This window comes from Halomonas urmiana (genome assembly GCF_005780185.1).
GTDB lineage: Bacteria > Pseudomonadota > Gammaproteobacteria > Pseudomonadales > Halomonadaceae > Halomonas > Halomonas urmiana.
Genome location: NZ_VBUI01000004.1, coordinates 22,396 through 43,522, shown reverse-complemented (window position 1 = coordinate 43,522; position 21,127 = coordinate 22,396). Strand labels below are relative to the sequence as shown.

The window sequence follows — 21,127 nt, the reverse complement described above, 5'->3', positions numbered from 1 at the left end:
TCGCGGCGATTATCCCGCCTTGTGGGAACTCGGGGGGCGCGCATGGACTCGCCGCCCTCGGTCGCCTTCCCCCCTCAATGGCGGCTGGCTGGGACTGTATGGCCACGAGGCCCTTGCCGAGCGGGGGGAGTTGGACCGGCGGCCGAGGCCCTTACGGCGTGTTGGCATCGTCAAGCGCCTTGGCCTCCAGGCGGGGGAGGATGTCAACTATACTTATCCGTAGTAAGAATTTTCGACTGACGAACACGAGGAGGTGATCCCATGTCGACGGAGAGAGTGACGCGCCACCTTGATGAGCAAGGTGTCAAGTATGTGATCCTGCAGCATTCCCCCGCCTATACCGCCCAGGAGATCGCCGAGGCGGTGCACGTGCCCGGCCGGCACTTCGCCAAGAGTGTCCTGGTCAAGATCGATGGCCGATTCGCCTTGGCGGTCCTGCCGGCCACTGACCGGGTCGACCTGCAGCGGTTGGCCCAGTCCGTTGGCGCCCAGGCCGTCGAGCTGGCAGAGGAGGCCGACTTCCAGCGGTGCTTCCCCGGCGAAGAGCCCGGCGCCATGCCACCGTTCGGCAACCTCTTCGACCTGGAGGTGTTCGTCTCGCCGCACCTGGCCGAGGCCGACCTGATTGCCTTCAACGCCGGCAGCCACCGGGAGGTCATGCAGCTCTCCTACAGTGCCTTCGATCGGCTCGTGAAACCGGCGGAAGTGGCGATGTGACGACCCATCGATCCCGCCCCGGCACTGGGGCGGAGTCGAGCCTTGCCCCGTATGACACGCCGGTAACGGCGTCAGCGATGCAACGGCGCTGCGGGTCGGCTTTTCTTGTTCTCACTGCGTGATCGCCCTGGCGGCGAGGGTGGGCTGAGCTTGCGAGCCGGTTGGGCCTTGCATCATTTACAGTGCTGATTCTTATGACCGTTCTCAGCGATTCGACGTCCTGCCGCGCATGGCCGTGCGAGGGCGGATCGCCCATCGGAAGGAGCCGCCATGAACCCCAGAATCAGCATGATTACCCTCGGCGTCAGCGACATGGCGCGCTCGATCCGCTTTTACGAACAGGGTCTGGGCCTGCCACGGATGGACTCGCCGCCCACAGTGGCCTTCTTCCCCCTCAACGGCAGCTGGCTGGGCCTGTATGGCTGCGAGGCCCTCGCCGAGGACGCCGGTGTGCCGGCCGAGGGTGGCGGCTTTCGTGGGGTCGCCCTGGCGCACAACCTGGGCTCCGAGGCAGAGGTCGATGCCCTCCTCGAGCAGGCCGTGGCCGCCGGCGCCACTCTGGTCAAACCGGCGCAGCCGGTCTTCTGGGGCGGCTATTCCGGCTACTTCGCCGACCCCGACGGCCACCTGTGGGAGGTGGCCTACAACCCCTTCTGCTGGATTGGGCCGAGTGACGACGCCGGCGAGTAGGTGAGGGCACGACACTCATCCTGACACTGGGGGTTCCCGCCCCAGAAGTGTCCGCTTCGCCCCGCCTAATCCCCGATAAACCTCGCGCGCAATTTCCATGCTGCTGCTTGACCAACGCCGATGCGCCGGAGGGCAAGGCGGCCTATTCTTAAGGCAACCCTCGCAGCGCGGGCCCTACCAGCAGGAACAGGATGGCAAGCTCATGAGTACTCTCGTCAACGATCGCGACCTGGCGTCGTCGCTCGAATGTCCGGTCGTCGATGGCAAGCGCCAGGTTCAGCACGTCGCCCCGCGTACCGCCGATGTCGGCGGCATCCCCGTCAATCGGGTGCTGCCCTCGCGCCAGCGCCGGCTGGTGGGGGCCTGGTGCTTCCTCGATCATGCCGGCCCCGCGGTTTTCGAAGTGGGCTCTCGGGGCCTGCGGGTCGGGCCGCATCCGCATATCGGCCTGCAGACCTTCACCTGGATGATCGAGGGAGAGGTGCTGCACCGGGATAGCCTGGGCAACGAACAGGTGATCCGCCCCGGCCAGGTCAACCTGATGACGGCGGGGTGGGGCATCAGCCATACCGAGGAATCGGTGGCCGGTGAGATCCGCCTGCACGCCGCCCAGTTGTGGATCGCCTTGCCCGAGGCCGACCGTCGCACCGACCCGCGCTTCGATCACTACCCGACCCTGCCGCGCTGGCAGGAGACGGGTACCGACTTCACCCTGCTCGTCGGCGAGTTCGCCGGCCACCGGGCGCCGACGCTGGCCTTTTCGGCGTTGGTGGGGTTGGACCTCGCGAGCGAGCAGGGCGGCACCCTGGCGCTCGTGCTGCGGGAGGACTTCGAGTACGGGGTGCTGCCCCTGGAGGGTGGCCTGGAGATCGAGGGCGATACCTTCCCCGCCAACGAGCTGGCCTACCTGGGGAGTGGCCGCGACGGCGTCACCCTGACGCTGCCCGCGGGCGGTCGCGCCATCCTGGTCGGCGGCGAACCGCTGGGCGAGGAGATCCTGGTCTGGTGGAACTTCGTCGGTCATAGCAAGGCTGAGATCGCCGAGGCCCAGCGTGATTGGGAGGCCGGCAGCGAACGCTTCGGCAGTATTCCCGCCTTTGAAGGCGAGGCGCTGATGCCGCCGCCGCTGCCCTGGAAGGAGTAGGAACGAGCCGCGTCATGGTGATCTCGCTGAGCCGGTCGCGTTCACATCTTGGCATGTCCAATTCATGAAGGAGGAAACGCTGATGGCAACGTTGATCGTGTTTCACGAGGTCGAGGATGGCGAGCACTGGGCCAAGGCCTGGACGCCAGGACCCGGCAGTCGCCACGAGATGTTCGCCCGGATCGGGGTCTCCGCCCGTACCTTCAAGAACCCCGAGCACCCGAACTCGGTGGGGCTGATCCTCGAGGTGCCGGACATGGAGCGCTTCCAGGCCTTCATGGCTTCCGACGAGGCCAATCAGGCCATGGAGGAGGATCGGCTGAAGGTCGATACCCTGCGGATGCTCGGCGAGTTCTCGCCCTGATCCGATCCGGCCGAGAGCGACGCGAAGGGGTCAGGGCCGAGCGAGTCGGCGGCAGGAGGGGGTGCCTCCGTTCAAGGCTGTCGGGGCCACCCGGGTTGAATCCGCCGCCTATGACCATCATGCACTGATGAGAGCGTCGTGGCCGGTGCCATGACGCGCGACCGTTTACCCGACACGTCTACAGAGGAGGTTGCCCTCATGGCCTTTGCACCTTCGAGCATGCAGCTCACCAGCTCCGCCTTCGTGCACCACGAGGCGATCCCCACCCGCCACACCGGGGAAGGGGAGAACGTGTCGCCGGCGCTGGCCTGGCGCGACGCGCCCGAGGGCACCCAGGGCTTCGCGGTGATCTGCCACGACCCGGACGCCCCGCTGGTCAACAACGGCAGCTACGGCTTCGTTCACTGGCTGCTCTACAACCTGCCGGCCGACGTCACAGCGCTCGACGAGGCCACCACTCTGGGCACCGCCGGCGTCAACGATACCGGCAGCCTCGGCTACGGCGGCCCCATGCCGCCTGAGGGCCACGGCGTACACCTCTACTATTTCTGGGTGCTGGCGCTGGATACGCACACCGAGCTGCCCGAGGGCCTGACCCTGCCGGAGCTGCTCACCCAGCTCGAGCCGCATCTGCTGGGCATGAACCGCCTGGTCGGCAGCTATCGCCGCGACTGATCGCGTAGCCGCCAGCGACACGCCCGTCGCTTCCCCCAACGAAAACGCCACGGCTGAGCCGTGGCGTTTTCGTTGGCTGGGGAAGCAAACGCGGTCAGCCGTGCTTGCCGCTACCCGGCCAGGCCTTGCGGTCGACCTTGTCGGCCAGCTTGGGGAACCGGTCGGGGTCGAAGCTCGGCTCCTGGCCGGCCTTGAGCTGGCGCTCGTAGTCGCGGAACAGCGCGAAGGCGATCGGCGAGAGCAGCAGGATGGCGACCAGGTTGATCAGCGCCATCAGGCCCATGGAGAGATCGGCGAAGTTCCAGATCGGCTTGAGGCTGGTCACCGCGCCGATCATCACCATGGCGAGCACCGCCAGGCGATAGATCAGGATCGACAGCGCCGCGCGCTTGGGACCGGCCAGGTACTCGATGTTGGACTCGCCGTAGGAGTAGTTGGCGATCACCGAGGTGAAGGCGAACAGCAGGATCGCGATGGCGATGAACTGGCCGCCCCAGTCACCGACCTGCTGGGAGAGGGCGATCTGGGTGAGCTGGATGCCGTTGGCCTCGTCGCTCGCCAGCAGCTCCGGGCCGGCCATGATGATGATGGCGGCGGTGGCGGTGCAGATCACCAGCGTATCGAGGAAGACGCCGAGCATCTGCACGAAGCCCTGGGCGGCCGGATGGTTCGGGTGCGTGGAGGCGGTGGCGGCGGCGTTGGGCGCCGAGCCCATGCCCGCCTCGTTGGAGAAGAGCCCGCGCTTGATGCCGTTCATGATCGCCTGGGCCACGGCGTAGCCCATGGCGCCGCCGGCGGCCTGCTCGAGGCCGAAGGCGCTCTTGAGGATGGTCATCAGCGCCGCCGGGAGCTCCGAGGCGTTGAGCATCACCACCACCAGGGCCAGCAGCAGGTAGAGGACCGCCATCAGCGGCACCACCAGCTCGGCGACCCGGGCGATGGACTTGAGGCCGCCGAAGATGATCGGCGCCACCACCACCACCAGCGCCACGCCGATGCTCCAGGTGGGCAGCGCGAAGGCCTCCTGCATGGCCTGGGCGATGGAGTTGGACTGCACGCTGTTGAAGGCGAGGCCGAAGGCGATGATCAGGCACACCGAGAAGGCCACCGCCAGCCAGCGCAGGCCGAGGCCGCGCTCGATATAGCGGGCCGGGCCGCCGCGGTAGGTGCGATCGCCGTGGTCGACCTTGAAGGCCTGGGCCAGGGTGGACTCGACAAAGCTGGTGGCCATGCCGACCAGCGCGGTCATCCACATCCAGAAGATGGCGCCGGGGCCGCCGAAGTAGATGGCGACGGCCACGCCGGCCAGGTTGCCGGTGCCGACCCGGGCCGCGAGGCTGGTGGAGAGCGCCTGGAAGGAGGAGATGCCGCCATCGGCCTCCCGAGAGTGGCGCAGCAGCTTGAACATGTGCCCGAAGTAGCGGAACTGGATGCCGCGTGTCATGACGGTGAAGTAGAGGCCGGCGCCGATCAGCAGGTAGATCAGTAGGCTGCCCCAGACTAGACCGTTACCGGCGGCCACGAGGTCCGTGAAGAATGAGGGGAGAGTGAGGTCCATGGTGTCGTGATTGTCCGTATGCGCGATGAATTCGGGGCGTCATTCTTCACGAATAGGTGTAAATGGCAAGGATCACTGAAAATATCGTTTTTTATGCAGAGATATTCCGTCGATCTTCGGGAAACAGTAGGTTATTGCTTGTCAACAAGGTGTTCGATGTCGAGGGAGCCCTGGTGGCCGAGCGTGTGTTCGCTGTCGAGGGGAGGCCTGTCGCATCATGCGGGGCGAGCCTGAGCGACGTCGAGCGAGAGGGAGGGGCGAGACGGGCGGACGTGATGCCGGGGCGACGAGGGAGCGAAGCGAGATGCTAGCGACGAGCGAGGCAGGGCACGAATCGCGCCGCCGGGCGGCGGCGCGAGTGGCGATCAGGCGTAGGTGTTGATTTGGGTGCCCACGCTGCCGTGCTGCGCCGCTCGGCTCAGCGATAGCCGGCCATCAGGTCGCGCACCAGCGGGGTGTCGGCGTCGCGATGGGTGGGCAGCTCGAAGCGGGCCCGGGCGATGGCGGTGCGCGAGAGCGTCGCCTCGATCAGCATCTCCCGATCTTCGGCCTGGGCCAGGATCTCGCCGCGCGGGCCTAGGATGCGCGAGCCGCCCCAGAAGTGGCTTTCTCCCTCGGGGCCGTAGCGGTTGGCCATGATCACCGGCGTGCCGTAGGTCATGGCGTAAAAATGCAGGTTGACCGCCCAGTTCTGCTCGTTGGAGAAGTCCTGGCTGACGATGCCCGAGGCCGAGTTGATCGGCGCGCAGAGCACCGCGGGCCGCGCCAGCAGGGCGGCGTGGACCAGCCCCGGGTTCCAGAGGTCGGCGCAGATCAGCGAAGTCGCCGACCAGCCCGGCTGCACGGTGCCCTGGGTGAACTCGCTGCCGTGGGTGAAGAGCTTGCCTTCCTCCAGGCCGCCGTAGGTGGGCAGGTTGAGCTTGCGATGCACGGCCTGCAGCTCGCCGTGCTGGAGGATCGCCAGGGCGTTGTAGTACTCGCCGGGGCTCGCCTCCTCGACGAAGCCGACCACCGTCTGCATCTCGCCGGCTTCTCGGGCGAGGTCGGTCAGCCGCGGATCGTGGGCGGGGCAGGCCAGCTCGATCACCTGGTTGCCGAGGCTGTAGCCAGTCAGCGAGAGCTCCGGGAACACCAGCAGCTCCAGGCCCGCCCGGCGGGCCTGGGCGATCATCTCGCGGTGACGCTCGAGGTTGGCATCGACATCGCCCAGGGCGGCGTTGATCTGGGCGGCGCCGACACGCAGATGGTCCTGATAGTGCATGGTCGAGTCTCGCTGTGGCGGGTGGTGGCGGGTTTCGGCCGGGGCATGTCGGCCACCGGGCGGGCATTAGGACGGCGCGGATCATCGCACCCGTCCGTCGGCGCTTCAAGGTGCGCCCAAGAGTGCCAGCAGATCGCTTGCCGGGCGTGTCTCCAGGCTCATCACCACGTCGCGAAGCCTGGCCGCGCGCTCACCCAGCACGGGCTGTGCCAGCGCCTGATACTTGGCCAGCACCTCGGCATCGGTGAGCGGGCTGTCCGGGTTGCCACGGGCCTCGAGGTCCGGGCTCTCGAGAACCTTACCGCTGTCGAGGTGCAGACGGGCGCGGGCCCAACGCTCGGCGGGGAAGCGGGCGTTGAAGGCGTCGTCCTCCCGGATCTCCACCTTGCCGGCCAGCGCCTTGAGGTCCGGGGCATCGAGCTCATCGCAGACGCCGGCGACATCCACGGTGCCGCGACCCAGCGCACAGGCCACCGACCAGGGCAGGCTGTACTGGGCCTGTTCTGTGGTCTCGGGGTGCGTGACATGCAGGCGCTTGCCCTCATGGAAGGTGACGATCTCGATGCGGGAGATGCGCGCCGGATCGCGAATCTCCCCGGCCAGGGCGAGCACGGCCTCCACCGCCGGCTGGGCCCAGCGGCACACCGGGTAGGCCTTGAAGTACTGCTCATGGACGTACCAGCGCTCGCCCAGGTCGTGCCAGGTGGCCAAGGCTTGCGGCGAGGTCACGGTCAGCGCCGGCGCACCGGTGAAGCCGTCCTCGGCGAGCAGGGCCGCCGAAAGGCCGGTCATGGCACCCCAGCCGGAGCCGTCCTTGAGCATCGTCGGATGATCGATGCAGCGCATCATCTGGCTGCGCGGCCCATAGAACTCGGCGATGCCGAGTGCATGATGCAGAGTCTCGGTATCGACACCGCGCAGGCGCGCCGCCACCGCGGCCATGCCCAGGGCATTCCAGGCGCCCGAGGTGTGGTAGTCCGGGCTCGTGGCATGCAGGGCGATGCCGGCGCGAGTGGCGATCTCGTAGCCGACGACCAGCAGGGCCAGGAAATCGCGTCCCGAGAGCGTGTCGACCTCCGGCAGGGCCAGCAGGCCCGGCAGCAGGGCCACGCCCGCATGGCCCTTGGTCAGCACCTGGCCGTCGTGGGCGTCCAGGGCATCGATCAGCCAGGCCCCCTGCAGGACGAGCCTCCGCTCAAACGCCGATCACAGCAGGTCGTGTTCCTCGAGAAAGTTCTCGGCGACGCGCTCGATGGTCACCTTCTCAACGTCGACCTGAGCGTTGAGGTTGGACATGGTCTCGTCATTGAGCAGTCCGGAGAGGGCGTTCATCTGTTCGGCGAGCTCGGGATTGGCCTCGAGGGTCTCCTCGCGCACCACCGGCGTCAGGGCGTAGGCCGGGAAGTAGTTCTGGTCGTCCTCGAGCACGCGGAAGTCGAAGGCCGGGATGCGACCGTCGGTGGCGAACACCAGGCCGACTTCCACCTGGCCGTCGCGCAGCGCCTGATAGACCAGGCCGGAGTCCATGCGCTTGAGGTCGCCGCGGCCGACGCGGAAGTCGTAGGCCTGCTGCAGCGGGCGCCAGCCGTCCTCGCGGGCGTAGAACTCGGCGTTCAGGGCGAAGGTCAGGCCCTCGTCGTCGTTGATCGCCTGGGCGAGGTCGGAGAGGGTCTCGATGCCACGCTCCTCGGCGTCATCCTCGCGCATGGCCAGGGCGTAGGTGTTGTTGGCGTCGGAGGGCTCGAGCCACACCAGGCCCTTCTCGGCGTCGAGTTCCTTGACGCGTGAGTAGGTCTCTTCCGGCGACAGGCGCTCGGTGACGTCGTTGTAGTTGATCAGCGAGGTGCCGGTGTACTCCCAGTAGAGGTCGATCTGGCCGTTTTCCTGGGCCTGGCGCAGTACGGCGGAGCCCATGCCGGAACGCTTCTCGACGTCGTAGCCGAGGCCGTCGAGGTACTGGCTGGTCATGCTGGCCAGTATCTGCTGTTCGGTGAAGTTCTTGCCGCCCACCACGATCTCGTTGGCCTGGGCGGTGGTCAGGCTGCCGGCCAGTGCCGCGCCGGCGAGCAGGGTCATCAGTGTTTTCATGGAGTCACTCCTTGTTGTGGGTCATGCGTCTTGCGTTGGATGGTTCATGTTGCGTCGGGTCGCGACTCGCGGTGGGCCAGGCGCCACCTGCCGCGCCGCATCAGGCACGCGCCGGGTTCACCCCTCGCGGCACCACCAGGAAGGCGGTGATGGCGATGAGCATGTCGACCACGACCGCCAGCAGGGCGGTGGGGATCGCGCCGGAGAGCATCATCACCGGGTCGTAGAGGTCGATGCCGGTGAAGATCAGCTCGCCCAGGCCCCCGGCCCCGATCAAGAAGGCCAGCGGCACGGTGCCGACGTTGATGGCCAGCGCCGTGCGGATGCCGGCGAAGATCACGTACAGCGCGTTGGGCAGCTCGACCCGCAGCAGGCGCTGGCCCGGTGACATGCCGATGCCGGCGGCGGCCTCCTTGAGGGCCGGCGATACGCCCTTGAGGCCAGTGTAGGTGTTACGGGTGATCGGCAGCAGCGTCGCCACGAAGAGCCCGAACACCGCGGGCACCGTGCCGATGCCCAGAAAGCTCATCGACAGCGCCAGCACCGCCAGGGTGGGAATGGTGGTGCCCACGTTGAGCACCTGCATCGCGGACTCGGCGACCCGCGCCATGCTGGGGCGCGACAGCAGGATGCCCAGCGGGATGGCGACGAGGATCGCCAGGCTGCCGGAGATGGCGGTCAGCCACAGGTGCTGCACCGCCAGGAACTGGACGTCCGGCAGATAGAAGATGAAGTCGTCGATCACGCCGCTGGATTGGCTCCAGATCCCGGCCATGAAGACCGCCACGAGCACCAGCAGGCGCATGGCCCCGGAGAGGTTCAGCGTCGGCATGGGCTTACTCCTTGGTGGCCGATGATGACGGTGACGCCTCGCCGACCGTGTCGTCGGCCCCGGAATGGGCGCGATAGCGCGAGCCCAGGTGGTGGGTGATCGACCGCTGGGTGATCTGACCGACGATGCGGCCCTCGTCGTCGACGCAGGGTACCCAGGTCATGTCGTTGGAGAACATCAGCGAGGCGACCTTGCGCAGGTCGTCGTCGAGGCTCACCACCACCGGCACGCTCTGGAAGTGGTCACGGCAATGGCCCTTGGTGGTGCGCGCCACGGCGGCGTTGATGATGCCCACCGGCTGGCGCTTGGCGTTCACCATCACGATGCTGTTCTGGTAGCCGTAGTCCTCGATGCGCGCAAGCGCCGTCTCGAGGGTGTCGTCGGGGCGCACCAGGCCGATCTCGTCGCTGGCGAGGTCGCGCACCTTGACCAGGTTGAGGCGCTTCAGCGCCCGGTCCTCGCCGAGGAAGGACTCGACGAACTCGTTCTTGGGCGCGGCGAGCAGCTCGTCGGGCTCGGAGTACTGCACCAGCCGGCCTTCGCGGAAGATGGCGATGCGATCGCCCATCTTGATCGCCTCGTCGATGTCGTGGCTGACGAACATGATGGTCTTCTTGAGCTCCTGCTGCATCTTCAGGAACTCGTCCTGGATCACCGCCCGGTTGATCGGGTCGATGGCGCCGAAGGGCTCGTCCATCAGCATCACGGGCGGGTCGGCGGCCAGCGCCCGGGCCACGCCGATGCGCTGCTGCTGGCCCCCGGAGAGCTCGCTCGGGTAGCGCTTGAGGAAGGCGTCCGGCTCCAGCGCGATCATGCGCATCATCTCCCTGGCGCGCTCCTTGTACTTCGCCTTGTCCCAGCCCAGCAGCTTGGGCACCACGGTGATGTTCTCCTCGATGGTCATGTTGGGGAACAGGCCGATCTGCTGGATCACGTAGCCGATGCTGCGGCGCAGGTCCTGGGTATCGAGGCTGGTGGTGTCCTCGCCGTTGATGAACACCTTGCCCGAGGTGGGGCGAATGATGCGGTTGATCATCTTCAGGGTGGTGGTCTTGCCGCAGCCCGAGGGGCCGAGCAGGATGCAGATCTCGCCGCTCGGCACCTCCATGCTGATGTGGTCGGCGGCGGTCACGGCGCCCTTGGGCGTGTCGAAGACCTTGGTCAGGTTATCGAGTCGAATCATGTAGCGGTCCTTGTCTGGGGCGGCGGCCTTGTCGGGGTGGCCGTCTTGTCAGGTCGGCAGCGTCATCGGATCGGCGGCTGTCTCTGCTCGAGAGAACGTGGCGCGGGAACGGCTCAGGCCGTGGCGGCGGCGCGCTCCATGCCCTTGGGCGTCAGGCGCTTCTGCAGCGCCAGCAGCGAGTAGTCGACGATGATCGCCAGCACGCTGACGGCCACGGCGCCGATGATCAGCTGGCGTGGATCGGACTGGGAGATGCCGCGGCTGATGAAGGTGCCGAGCCCGCCGGCGCCGATGTAGGCGGCGATCGCCATCACGCCGATGTTGAGCACCACGGCGGTGCGCACACCGGCCATGATCACCGGCACGGCCAGCGGAATCTCGACCATGCGCAGGCGCTGGTTGGGGCTCATGCCGATGCCGCGGGCGGCCTCGCGCAGGGCCGGGTCGACGTTGTTGATCGCCGTATAGGTGTTGCGGATGATCGGCAGCTGCGAATAGAGCAGCACCGCGATGACCGCCGGCAGGTAGCCGATGCCCTGACCGATCAGCGAGAGGATCGGGATCATGATCCCGAACAGCGCGATGGACGGGATCGTCACGATGATCGAGGCGATGTAGAGCACGGCCCGGGCGGCTCGCTCGTTCTTGGTGATGGCGATGCCGATCGGCACCCCGGTCAGGGTGGCGATGCCGACGGCCACGCCCACCAGCGAGATATGCTCGACCGTGCGGGATAACAAGAGCTCCAGGTTATCCAGGGCGTACTGAAACAGTTCCAATCGACGTCTCCTTTATTCTTTGCCTCTGATGCCGGCCCGCACCATCTCTCAGGGCGGCCGGGGAGTCATGCGGCGTCGGCACCGCGCGCAGGGCAGTGTCAGGGGCTGGGGCGCGAAAACCGGCTTAGCGTATCAGAGTCACATAGCCAATTGTTATTGATATAGATGAAGATCCAAAATGCCAATTATTGAAGATGATGATGCCAGCACCGAATGGCGGGGACTGGCATGAGAATAGGGGCAAGGCGGCCATCCGGCTAGCGGGTCTGGAAGGCCACCCGAGTGCCGTGGGCCAGCACGCTCGGCGGGTCGCTTGGGGTTGTGGGCAGGCCGATCATTTCGTCGGTGACCTCGGCCCAGGTCAGCACGCCGTGGGTGATGCCCAGCGGCAACAGCGCCCGGCTCACCCACTGGGTGCCGGTTAAGCGCCTGGCCTGGCCGTCGGCGTCGACCAGCTGGCTGCCGCCGTGGGCATGGTGCAGGCGCACCAGGTAATAGCCCCGGCGATCTCCTGCGGGCGACGCTCGCAGATGACGACGCCACTGTCTCGCCGCCCGCTTGTCATCGAGGGCATCGGCTGACCGTCAGTACGGCAGTCTCTCTGATACCTTGGTCAGCGGGGCCGCTGTCGGTATGCTCTGCTCTACCTTGGGCGGTGAGCCGAGGGCGGGCCCGCCGGCCCATGTCTGCTGCTCTCGAGTGCTGCAGTGTGCCTATGCATCCAGAAGATGAGGGAGTGATGGTGAGCAACGCCAATATCAATATCGAGCAGCCACGAGCGGTCATCGCACGCAAGGATGGATGTCTGACAACGAGACGGGCCGGCAGTCGCGTGGCGCGCGAGGAGGCGATCGCATGAGGTCGCCTTCCAGCACGGAATTTGCGGTGCTCGGGGCGGGGCTGATCGCGATCAGCTACGGTCTCGCTCGCTTCGCCTTCGGCCTGTTCGTGCCGCCCATCCGCGAGGAACTGGGTCTCACGCCGTCGGTGATCGGTATCATCGGCGCGCTGCCGCTGATCAGCTTCCTGCTGGCCACGCTGATCGCGCCGCTCGTCACCCACCTGTTCGGTGCCCGTAACGCGGCGGTGCTCTCCGGGGCGTTCGGTGTCGGCGGCCTGACGCTGATCAGCCAGGCGCCAGGCGCGCTACTGCTCGGGACCGGGGTGTTCGCCTGCGGCATCTGCACCGGCCTGATGATGCCGGCGCTCACGGCCGCCATGCAGGCACTGGTCAAACGCTCGCTGCACGGGCGCGTCAGCTCGGTCATGAACGCGGGGACCAGCATCGGCGTGATCGTGGCCGTCCCCACGGTGCTGTTCCTGGCCGGCGCCTGGCGCTTCGCGTACGTCTCCTTTGCCCTCCTGGCAGGTGTCGGGGTGATTGCCGCCTGGCTGTTCCTGCCCTCGGTGTCGAGGATCACGCCGGCGAACGCCGCGCCACCGCCGCCGATTAGCGAGCTGCCCTGGTCGCGTCTCGTCAGGCTCTCGCTGTTCGCTTTCGTGATGGGCTTCGTTTCCGCCGCCTACTGGATCTTCGCCCCCGATCTGGTGGTCACCCTCGGCGGCCTGCCGTCCGGCGCCACCGGTTGGCTGTGGTTGGCGGTGGGCATCGCCGGCTTAGGCGGGGCCGTGGTGGCCGATCTGGCCGATCGTAACAACCCTCCCATCACGCACTCCCTGATGCTGATGATGCTCTCCGCGAGCCTGGCGCTGCTCGCGGCCAGCCCCGGGCAAACCGCACTGGCGGCCTTTTCCGCGCTGGTCTTCGGCCTGGCCTACATGAGTCTGACGGGGCTCTACCTGATGACCGGTATTCGCCTGCTGCCGGGCCGGCTCTCGGTGGGTCCGGTGCTGCCCTTCATGGCGGTCTCGCTGGGGCAGGCAACCGGCTCGCCGGTCGTCGGCTCGCTGGTGAACACCTTCGGCTACGCCAGCGCCTTTGCCATGTTCTCCGCGCTGGGCATCCTCTTCGCCATCCTCTCACCCTTCTATCCGGGCTACATCGCCCAGGCCGAAGAGGAAGAGATCGAAGAAGAGTCCGGCCTCCAGGCGGCCTACGACTACCAGCTGCAAGACGAGGAGGGCGAGCCGCTCCACCCCGCGGCGGATATTGTAGAAGAAGAGGAGGAGGCCGATGCCACTGCCGAAGCAGCCAAGATCGAGGACGGAGCCAAGGTCGAGGAGGCTGCTGAAGCGATCGAAGAAGACAAAGTAGCCAACTCGCTGAAGCCAACCAACAAGAGCGATACTTGAGGGTATCGGGCACCGGCATCTTCACCAGGAACCACCGAGCCGGTGTTCGACACCCAGACCGTTGCTCAATGGTCTATTCAGCTGCTTGATGACAGTCTGAACCTGAAGGAAAAAGTCGAGAGGCTGTCCGTGGTGCACGTGACGCCAGTTCGCCACCCGGTCGCGTCTGGCCCGAAGCGCCCGGGCGGCGGATCGCCCTCCGATCGCGCTGGTGGCCGAAGATCGGCAGTGGTTCAAGGCCTGTGTCGGCTTGGAGATCCGCGAAACCTCGCGAGAGATCTCCTTCTGTGGCCATGCGGTCGCCGCCCAGCAGCGCGAGCTCGTGACGCTGAACCTGCGCCTCTCCGAGCCCGGCGATCGGCTGGCCAAGGAGCGCCAGCTGCTGCACGCGCTGCCGGTGATCGCGCTCTCCGCCAACGCCATGCCGGCCGATATCAAGTGCGGCCTGGCGGCGGGATTCGACGACTACTTGACCAAGCTCCTCGAGCCCGCGTCGTTCGTCGCGACCCTCACCCGCGACCTCTCATCGATGGAAGGAAGTGCAGATGCCTTCTGATCCCGCCCTCTACCACAAGCGGCTGCTGGTCGTGGACGACCATGCCGTCAACGTCGAGCTGCTTCAGGACCTGCTGCTGCTCGATATCCGCATGCCCCACCTGGATGGCTACGCGGTGCTCGAGGCCTTGCAGGAGGCCTTCGGCGTCGAGGCGCCGCCCACCATCGTGCCCCCTGGAGGGGAAGGTCACCGAGACCACCGTGATGACCGACCTGGAAGCGGCCTTGCAGCGGCTCCAGCAGCTGGCCGATCTGGGGGGCAGTATCGCGATCGACGATTTCGGCACCGGCCCCTCGTCGCTCGCCTACCTGCGGCGGATGCCGGTCGACACCATCAAGATCGACCGCAGTTTCCTGCCCCCCCCCTGCTGGAGGATGCCGAGAGCCATGTGTGGGGGTGGCGCTCGAGAGGCGAAGCCGGAGATCTCGCTGATGCCGCAACGGTGGCATGATAGGGTCGCCAGGGAGCGGTGGGCCAGAGGAAGGGGGCCACTTCATGGTTCACAATAGGACTAAAAACAACATAGTGAAGAAGTACAGAGCAAGGGTTGCTATAGAGGTTGTAGATGTAGCACTTCTAAGAGACTGCACATGGACAGTCTCTCTACAATCAGTATATTGTAATTGTATATACATTAGTCTCGCCCAAGGATGCCCATGGCCAACACGCCGCCACTCTATCAGCAGATCCAGCAGCACCTGCTCGACAAGATCACCAGTGGTGAATGGCCAGCCCATCACCAGATTCCCCCGGAGGAGCAGCTGGCCCGGGATTTCCAGGTCAGCCGCATGACCGCCAACAAGGCGATCCGCGATCTGGTCCAGAAAGGATATCTGACGCGCCAGTCAGGGCTTGGCACCTTCGTCACCGATCGCAAGGCAGAGTCATCACTGGTCGAGGTGTACAACATCGCCGAGGAGGTGCGGTCTCGGGGGCATCGGTATGGCAACGAGGTGTTGACCTGCGCAGCGATCGACGCCGATGACGAGGTGGCGCTACGTCTCGGGGTGCGGCTCGGCAGCCGAGTCTTCCATACCCTGATCCTTCACCTCGAGAACGATGTGCCGATCCAGCTCGAGAGGCGTTTCGTCAATCCGCGCTGGGTCCCGGATTATCTCGACACCGACTTCTCCCGCCACACGCCCAACGAGGTGCTGGTGGCCGCCTGCCCCATCACCGATGTGGAACACATCGTCGAGGCGGTCCTGCCCGACCATCAGGCTGCCGAGTGGCTGGCCATCGATACGCTTAGCCCTTGCCTGAGCATGATTCGGCGTACCTGGTCGGGTGAGCATCTGATCAGCTATGCGCGGCTGCTCCATCCTGGCGAACGCTACAAGCTGCGCTCTTCGATGCATCGCGAGCTGAAATGATCGACTCGTCCGCCACTATCGACGCAAACGGCCGGGGATTCCCGGCCGTTTGCGTATACGCGATTGACGGCAGTGTCAGCCGGCCAGTGTCTGCACCAGATAGCCGGTAGGGACTGCCAGCAGCAGGCTCAGGGACACCCGGATGAACCACACCACCAGCATGCGACCCACCGACAGCGGAATGCTGGTGGAGAGGATGCAGGGGATCGAGGCCGAGAAGAACAGCACGGCGGACACCGACACCACACCGGCGGCGAAGCGAGCCGCGAACTCGGCCTCTGCCATCAGCAGCGCCGGCAGGAACATCTCGGCGAGTCCGGCGGCGGAGGCTTGCGCCAGGGCGGCCGCATCCGCCACGCCCCACACCGCCACGAAGGGGTAGAAGAGCCAGCCCAGCCATTCGAATAGCGGCGTGTACTTGGCAGCCAGCAGGCCCAGCAGCCCCACCGACATGATCGATGGCAGAATGCTGATGGCCATGACCAGCCCTTCCTTGAAGTTGAGCGCCACGCTGCGATGCAGGCTCGGGGCCTTCTCCGCCACTTCCAGGCCGGTCTGCCAGGCCGTGGTGAGGCGCTTGCCGGGTACCGCTTGGGGTTCGCCATCCTCGGCGCTGTCATCCATCCGCGAGAGCGGCGGCAGCCGCACGGTCACCGCGGTGACGATGAAGGTGATCAGCAGGGTCAGCCAGAAGTAGAGGTTCCACACGTCCATCAGGTCGAGGGTCTTGGCCACGATGATCATGAAGGTGGCCGAGACCGTGGAGAAGCCGGTAGCGATGATGGCCGCCTCCCGCGCCGAATACTGCCCGGCCTGATAGACCCGGTTGGTAATCAGCAAGCCGATGGAGTAGCTGCCCACGAAGGAGGCCACGGCGTCGATGGCCGAGCGGCCCGGGGTGTGCCAGATGGGACGCATCACCGGCTGCACCAGTACGCCGATCAGTTCCAGAAGGCCGTAGCTGATCAGCAACGCCAGGAAGATGGCGCCGATCGGCACGATCAGGCCCACCGGAATCACCAGCTTGTCGAACAGGAAGGGCAGCATGTCCGGCTCATGCAGGAAGGCCGGCCCCCATCCCGTCAGCGCCATCACCGCGGCGACGACAACGGCCATCTTCAGCACCGTGAAGATGCGCTCGGTGAGGTTGCGGTGCCAGTAGCCGCGGACCAGTGGATAGGCCGCGCCGGCAATGATCAGCGCCAGGGCATAGAACCCGCTGGCCTCCCCGAGCAGTGCGCGCGCGCCGGTCACCATATGGTCCAGGGGGATGGTGCGCTTCCCTGAAATCTCGATGGGCATGAAGAAGATCAGGATGCCCAGGGCACTGGGCAGGAAAAGCTTGAGAAGGGTGGCGGCAACGGCTGGTTGCCGTGCCAGGGGGTCTTGGCGATTCATGGGCATACCTCTTGTCTTGTGACGTGCGGTGACTGGGTCGGGATAGGCGTCCTGCCTCGATATGTATATACAATAAAATAAGCCAAGCCGGTGCCTCCGCCTAGTTATGCATACTAGACATTGGTCTAATGCCTGATCGATGGCAGATGGAAGCGGGCCCGAGATAACTTCTTATACCTCTGTTTATAAAGGGTTGTTTAGGTTTTCTTCTTTTCGGCCGCGGCGCTTCTCCCTGTTGGCCTCCTCGGAAGGTGGCTTGACGTGCTCCTGCGTACTGGACTTAAATGTATATACATTGAGTCTGCATCTGTTCAGCCACCCCGGAGGAGGCCTCCATGTCGAATACCACCCCTACGCGTCGTCTATGGCGCGAGATGAAAGTCTTCGATGGGCTGCACACGCTGCCCGAGCCCATGGCCGTCATCACCGACGGGGCGCGGGTCGCGTCTCTGGTGCCGATGCGGGAGTTCGATGAAGGGCTGGCGGAAGGTTGCCATGACATGGGCCGTGGCGGCGTGATGACCCCCGGCCTGGTGGATTGCCATACCCACCTGGTGTTTGGCGGCTCCCGCGCCGATGAGTTCGAGGCGCGCCTGGAAGGGGTCAGCTACGAGGAGATCGCCCGGCGTGGCGGCGGCATCCTGAGCACCGTGACGGCCACTCGGGAAGCCAGCGAGGACGAACTGCTCGAGCTGGCCAGGCCGCGTCTCGAGGCACTGATTGCCGACGGTGTCACCACCGTGGAGATCAAGTCCGGCTACGGCCTGACGGTCGAGGACGAGCTGAAGATGCTGCGCGTGGCGCGCCGTCTCGGCGAGGCGCTCCCCGCGCGTGTGGTGACGACCCTGCTGGGTGCCCATGCGCTGCCGCCGGAGTTCAAGGATGACAGTGACGGCTATATCGATCTGGTGTGCCAGGAGATGGTCCCGGCGGCCGCCAGCGAAGGCCTTGCCGATGCCGTCGATGTGTTCTGCGAGAAGATCGCCTTCTCGGTGGCGCAGTGCGAGCGGGTCTTCGAGGCCGCCGAAGCGCATGGCCTGCCGATCAAGGCCCACGCCGAGCAGCTCTCCAACCTGGGTGGCACCGCGATGGCGGTCCGTCACGGGGCACTCTCCGCCGATCATATCGAGTACCTCGATGAGGCCGGGATCGCCGCCATGCGCAAGGCCGGTAGTGTCGCCGTGATCCTGCCGGGGGCTTTCCACACCCTGCGCGAGACGCAGCAGCCGCCCATCGCGGCTCTGCGCGAGGCCGGCGTGCCCCTGGCCGTGGCGACCGACGCCAACCCGGGAAGCTCGCCGCTGTTCATGCCGACCTTGATGTTGAACCTGGCCTGCACCCTGTTCCGCCTGACGCCCCAGGAGGCACTGGCCGGCATGACCGCCCATGGCGCGACTGCCCTCGGACTCAAGGGAGAAGGGCGGATCCGGGAAGGGGCTGCAGCCGACCTGTGTGTCTGGAATATCGACACCCCGGCCGCACTGGCTTATGCCGTCCAGCCCGGTCGCCTGCGTCAGCGCCTGTTTCAGGGGGAGTTGACCCATGCCGTCTGATACGTCGCTTCACCAGGATTTCGACCGCAGCTTGTGGCAGGGGCGCACCGATCCCGAGCCCGACAGCGAGCGCTGGCACCAGAAGATTCAGCCGCTGGCCGAGGGCGGCACACCCGGTTGTGCGCTGCTGGGGTTCGCCTGCGATGCCGGCGTGGCGCGCAACCAGGGTCGTGTGGGTGCCGCCGATGGCCCTGCCGCACTGCGTCGCGCCCTGGCGCCGCTGGCTTGGCACCGACAGGGGGCTGCCTATGACGCCGGTGACGTGCGCTGTGAAGGCGACGCCATGGAAGTCGCTCAGCAGGCGCTGGCCAACCGCCTCGTCCCGCTGATGGGCGAGGGGCACCTGCCCATCGTGCTGGGTGGCGGCCATGAGGTGGCCTATGCCAGCTGGTCAGGGCTCGCCCAGCACCTGACGGCCAACGGCGAGACGGCGCCACGTGTCGGCATCGTCAACCTGGATGCCCATTTCGATCTGCGTGACCCACAGCACGTGCGCTCCTCAGGCACACCCTTTTCGCAGATCGCTGAAGACTGTGCTCAGCGCGGCTGGCCATTCCGCTATGCCTGCCTTGGCGTGAGCCGGGCCGCCAATACGCGAGCGCTGTTCAACCGTGCCGACGAGCTTGGCGTGATGGTGCGTGAGGATCGAGACATCACCGCGCCGCGTCTGACCGGCATCGAGCAGGACCTGGCGGACTTCCTCCGCGACTGCGACCACCTCTACCTGACCATCGATCTGGACGTGCTGCCTGCCGCCGAGGCCCCCGGGGTAAGCGCCCCGGCCGCCCGCGGCGTTGCGCTCGCCCTGATCGAGCCGCTGATCGAGAGCATTCGAGATTGCGGCAAGCTGCGCCTGGCCGACCTGGCGGAGCTCAACCCCGGCCGTGATATCGACGGCCGCACCGCCAGGGCGGCAGCTCGCCTGGTGCATCTGCTGACCCTGAATGACTGAGAGCCGACGGCTCCACGACCACGACACTCCATCGAGACTCCAGAGGCCATACGCCATGACTCAGCAAGACAAGCGTCACGACCCCTCCCGCAAGATCGCCGCTCCCACCGGACCCGAGCGCAGCTGCAAGAGCTGGCTCACCGAGGCCCCGCTGCGCATGCTGATGAATAACCTGCACCCCGACGTGGCCGAGCGCCCCGAGGACCTGGTGGTGTATGGCGGCATCGGCCGTGCCGCTCGCGACTGGGAGTGCTACGACAAGATCGTCGAGACCCTGCAGCGCCTGGAGGAGACCCAGACCCTGCTGGTGCAGTCCGGCAAGCCGGTGGGCGTCTTCGAGACCCACAAGGACGCGCCGCGCGTGTTGATCGCCAACTCCAACCTGGTGCCGGCCTGGGCCAACTGGGAGCACTTCAACGAACTGGATCGCAAGGGCCTGATGATGTATGGCCAGATGACCGCCGGCTCGTGGATCTACATCGGCTCTCAGGGCATCGTGCAGGGTACCTACGAGACCTTCGTCGAGGCAGGGCGCCAGCACTATGACGGCCAGCTCAAGGGTCGCTGGATCCTGACGGCCGGCCTCGGTGGCATGGGCGGCGCCCAGCCGCTGGCCGCCACCCTGGCCGGTGCCTGCTCACTCAACATCGAGTGCCAGCAGAACAGCCTCGATTTCCGCCTGCGCACTCGTTACCTCGACGAGCAGGCCGAGGACCTCGACGACGCACTCAAACGTATCGAGCGCTACACCGCCGAGGGCAAGGCGATCTCCATCGGCCTGTGCGCCAACGCCGCCGACGTGCTGCCCGAGCTGGTCAAGCGGGGCGTCAAGCCGGACATGGTCACCGACCAGACCAGCGCCCACGACCCCCTGCATGGCTACCTGCCCTCCGGCTGGACCTGGGAGGAGTATGTGGCGCGCGGCAAGGCCGAGCCCGAGGCCACCGTCAAGGCCGCCAAGCAGTCCATGGCGGTACATGTCCAGGCGATGCTCGACTTCCAGAAGATGGGCGCGCCCACCTTCGACTACGGCAACAACATCCGCCAGATGGCGATGGAGGAGGGCGTCGAGAATGCCTTCGACTTCCCGGGCTTCGTGCCGGCCTATATCCGTCCGCTGTTCTGCCAGGGCATCGGCCCGTTCCGCTGGGCGGCGCTCTCCGGTGACCCCGAGGACATCTACAAGACCGACCAGAAGGTCAAGGAACTGATCCCCGACGACCCGCACCTGCACAACTGGCTCGACATGGCGCGCGAGCGCATCAGCTTCCAGGGCCTGCCGGCGCGCATCTGCTGGGTCGGTCTCAAGGACCGCGCCCGCCTGGGCCAGGCCTTCAACGAGATGGTCAAGAACGGCGAGCTCAAGGCGCCGATCGTGATCGGGCGCGACCACCTGGACTCCGGCTCGGTGGCCAGCCCCAATCGCGAGACCGAGGCGATGCAGGACGGCTCCGATGCCGTATCCGACTGGCCGCTGCTCAACGCCCTGCTCAATACCGCCGGTGGCGCCACCTGGGTGTCGCTGCACCATGGCGGCGGCGTAGGCATGGGCTACTCCCAGCACTCCGGCGTGGTGATCGTCTGCGACGGCACCGATGACGCACACGCCCGCGTGGGCCGAGTATTGCGCAACGACCCGGCTACCGGCGTCATGCGTCACGCCGATGCCGGTTACGAGATCGCCAAGGAATGTGCCCGTGAAAACGGCCTCGACCTTCCGATGATCCCCTCATGAACTTGCGGGCGGGATG

General features: G+C 66.3%; 21 protein-coding genes. 12 read left to right on the top strand and 9 right to left on the bottom strand.

Annotated elements, in window-relative coordinates:
- The first annotated feature begins 261 nt into the window (after positions 1–261).
- The 5 genes from FEI13_RS03485 (at position 262) to FEI13_RS03465 (ending at position 3,590) form a co-directional block, all read left to right on the top strand.
- Positions 262–717: an aminoacyl-tRNA deacylase gene (locus FEI13_RS03485; RefSeq protein ID WP_138179582.1), complete on the top strand. Its 456-nt coding sequence runs from the start codon at positions 262–264 to the stop codon at positions 715–717.
- Between the two features lie 270 nt (positions 718–987).
- Positions 988–1,407 (top strand): VOC family protein, encoded by a 420-nt coding sequence (locus FEI13_RS03480; protein WP_138179580.1) that lies wholly within the window; start codon positions 988–990, stop codon positions 1,405–1,407.
- 202 nt (positions 1,408–1,609) lie between these two features.
- Entirely contained in the window at positions 1,610–2,551 is a 942-nt protein-coding gene (locus FEI13_RS03475) for a pirin family protein (RefSeq protein ID WP_138179578.1), read from the top strand.
- A gap of 82 nt (positions 2,552–2,633) precedes the next feature.
- On the top strand, positions 2,634–2,915 hold the full coding sequence (locus FEI13_RS03470) for a hypothetical protein (RefSeq protein WP_138179576.1): 282 nt from the start codon (positions 2,634–2,636) through the stop codon (positions 2,913–2,915).
- Between the two features lie 198 nt (positions 2,916–3,113).
- Positions 3,114–3,590: a YbhB/YbcL family Raf kinase inhibitor-like protein gene (locus tag FEI13_RS03465; protein ID WP_138179574.1), complete on the top strand. Its 477-nt coding sequence runs from the start codon at positions 3,114–3,116 to the stop codon at positions 3,588–3,590.
- 94 nt (positions 3,591–3,684) lie between these two features.
- On the opposite strand, the gene FEI13_RS03460 is transcribed toward FEI13_RS03465, so the two are convergent.
- The 8 genes from FEI13_RS03460 to FEI13_RS03425 form a co-directional block, all read right to left on the bottom strand.
- Positions 3,685–5,148 carry an alanine/glycine:cation symporter family protein gene (locus tag FEI13_RS03460; RefSeq protein ID WP_138179573.1) on the bottom strand — a complete coding sequence of 488 codons (1,464 nt, stop codon included), beginning with the start codon at positions 5,146–5,148 and terminating at the stop codon, positions 3,685–3,687.
- A 418-nt stretch (positions 5,149–5,566) separates the two neighbouring features.
- Positions 5,567–6,409 carry a nitrilase-related carbon-nitrogen hydrolase gene (locus FEI13_RS03455; protein ID WP_138179571.1) on the bottom strand — a complete coding sequence of 281 codons (843 nt, stop codon included), beginning with the start codon at positions 6,407–6,409 and terminating at the stop codon, positions 5,567–5,569.
- Positions 6,410–6,514: 105 nt separating this feature from the next.
- A complete protein-coding gene (locus FEI13_RS03450; protein ID WP_275668709.1) occupies positions 6,515–7,564 on the bottom strand; it encodes an MmgE/PrpD family protein in 1,050 nt (349 codons plus the stop codon).
- Between the two features lie 51 nt (positions 7,565–7,615).
- Positions 7,616–8,497, bottom strand: a complete 882-nt coding sequence (locus tag FEI13_RS03445; protein ID WP_138179569.1) for a glycine betaine ABC transporter substrate-binding protein — start codon at positions 8,495–8,497, stop codon at positions 7,616–7,618.
- 100 nt (positions 8,498–8,597) lie between these two features.
- Positions 8,598–9,329 (bottom strand): ABC transporter permease, encoded by a 732-nt coding sequence (locus FEI13_RS03440; protein ID WP_138179567.1) that lies wholly within the window; start codon positions 9,327–9,329, stop codon positions 8,598–8,600.
- A gap of 4 nt (positions 9,330–9,333) precedes the next feature.
- Complete coding sequence (locus FEI13_RS03435; RefSeq protein ID WP_138179565.1) at positions 9,334–10,512, bottom strand: ABC transporter ATP-binding protein; 1,179 nt, start codon at positions 10,510–10,512, stop codon at positions 9,334–9,336.
- A gap of 113 nt (positions 10,513–10,625) precedes the next feature.
- Positions 10,626–11,291: an ABC transporter permease gene (locus FEI13_RS03430; RefSeq protein WP_138179563.1), complete on the bottom strand. Its 666-nt coding sequence runs from the start codon at positions 11,289–11,291 to the stop codon at positions 10,626–10,628.
- A 257-nt stretch (positions 11,292–11,548) separates the two neighbouring features.
- A complete protein-coding gene (locus FEI13_RS03425; RefSeq protein ID WP_138179561.1) occupies positions 11,549–11,779 on the bottom strand; it encodes a hypothetical protein in 231 nt (76 codons plus the stop codon).
- A 367-nt stretch (positions 11,780–12,146) separates the two neighbouring features.
- On the opposite strand from FEI13_RS03425, the gene FEI13_RS03420 reads away from it, so the two are divergent.
- The 4 genes from FEI13_RS03420 (at position 12,147) to hutC (ending at position 15,473) form a co-directional block, all read left to right on the top strand.
- Positions 12,147–13,544, top strand: coding sequence for an MFS transporter (locus FEI13_RS03420; RefSeq protein WP_138179559.1), 1,398 nt, complete (start codon positions 12,147–12,149; stop codon positions 13,542–13,544).
- A 211-nt stretch (positions 13,545–13,755) separates the two neighbouring features.
- On the top strand, positions 13,756–14,100 hold the full coding sequence (locus tag FEI13_RS19245) for a response regulator (protein WP_204758341.1): 345 nt from the start codon (positions 13,756–13,758) through the stop codon (positions 14,098–14,100).
- Positions 14,101–14,141: 41 nt separating this feature from the next.
- On the top strand, positions 14,142–14,609 hold the full coding sequence (locus tag FEI13_RS19610; protein ID WP_138179557.1) for an EAL domain-containing protein: 468 nt from the start codon (positions 14,142–14,144) through the stop codon (positions 14,607–14,609).
- A 147-nt stretch (positions 14,610–14,756) separates the two neighbouring features.
- On the top strand, positions 14,757–15,473 hold the full coding sequence (hutC, locus tag FEI13_RS03400) for a histidine utilization repressor (RefSeq protein ID WP_138179555.1): 717 nt from the start codon (positions 14,757–14,759) through the stop codon (positions 15,471–15,473).
- 75 nt (positions 15,474–15,548) lie between these two features.
- Here the strand turns inward: hutC and FEI13_RS03395 are convergent, their stop codons facing one another.
- Positions 15,549–16,871 (bottom strand): YjiH family protein, encoded by a 1,323-nt coding sequence (locus FEI13_RS03395; protein WP_193555716.1) that lies wholly within the window; start codon positions 16,869–16,871, stop codon positions 15,549–15,551.
- Between the two features lie 335 nt (positions 16,872–17,206).
- On the opposite strand from FEI13_RS03395, the gene hutI reads away from it, so the two are divergent.
- Genes hutI through hutU form a run of 3 tightly spaced genes read left to right on the top strand, consistent with a single transcriptional unit; the run spans position 17,207 to position 21,111 of the window.
- Complete coding sequence (gene hutI, locus FEI13_RS03390; RefSeq protein ID WP_138179551.1) at positions 17,207–18,424, top strand: imidazolonepropionase; 1,218 nt, start codon at positions 17,207–17,209, stop codon at positions 18,422–18,424.
- Positions 18,414–19,376, top strand: coding sequence for a formimidoylglutamase (hutG, locus tag FEI13_RS03385; protein ID WP_138179549.1), 963 nt, complete (start codon positions 18,414–18,416; stop codon positions 19,374–19,376). Before hutI ends, hutG begins: the two co-directional genes overlap by 11 nt.
- A 55-nt stretch (positions 19,377–19,431) precedes the next feature.
- Positions 19,432–21,111: a urocanate hydratase gene (gene hutU, locus FEI13_RS03380; RefSeq protein ID WP_138179547.1), complete on the top strand. Its 1,680-nt coding sequence runs from the start codon at positions 19,432–19,434 to the stop codon at positions 21,109–21,111.
- Positions 21,112–21,127: the final 16 nt, after the last annotated feature.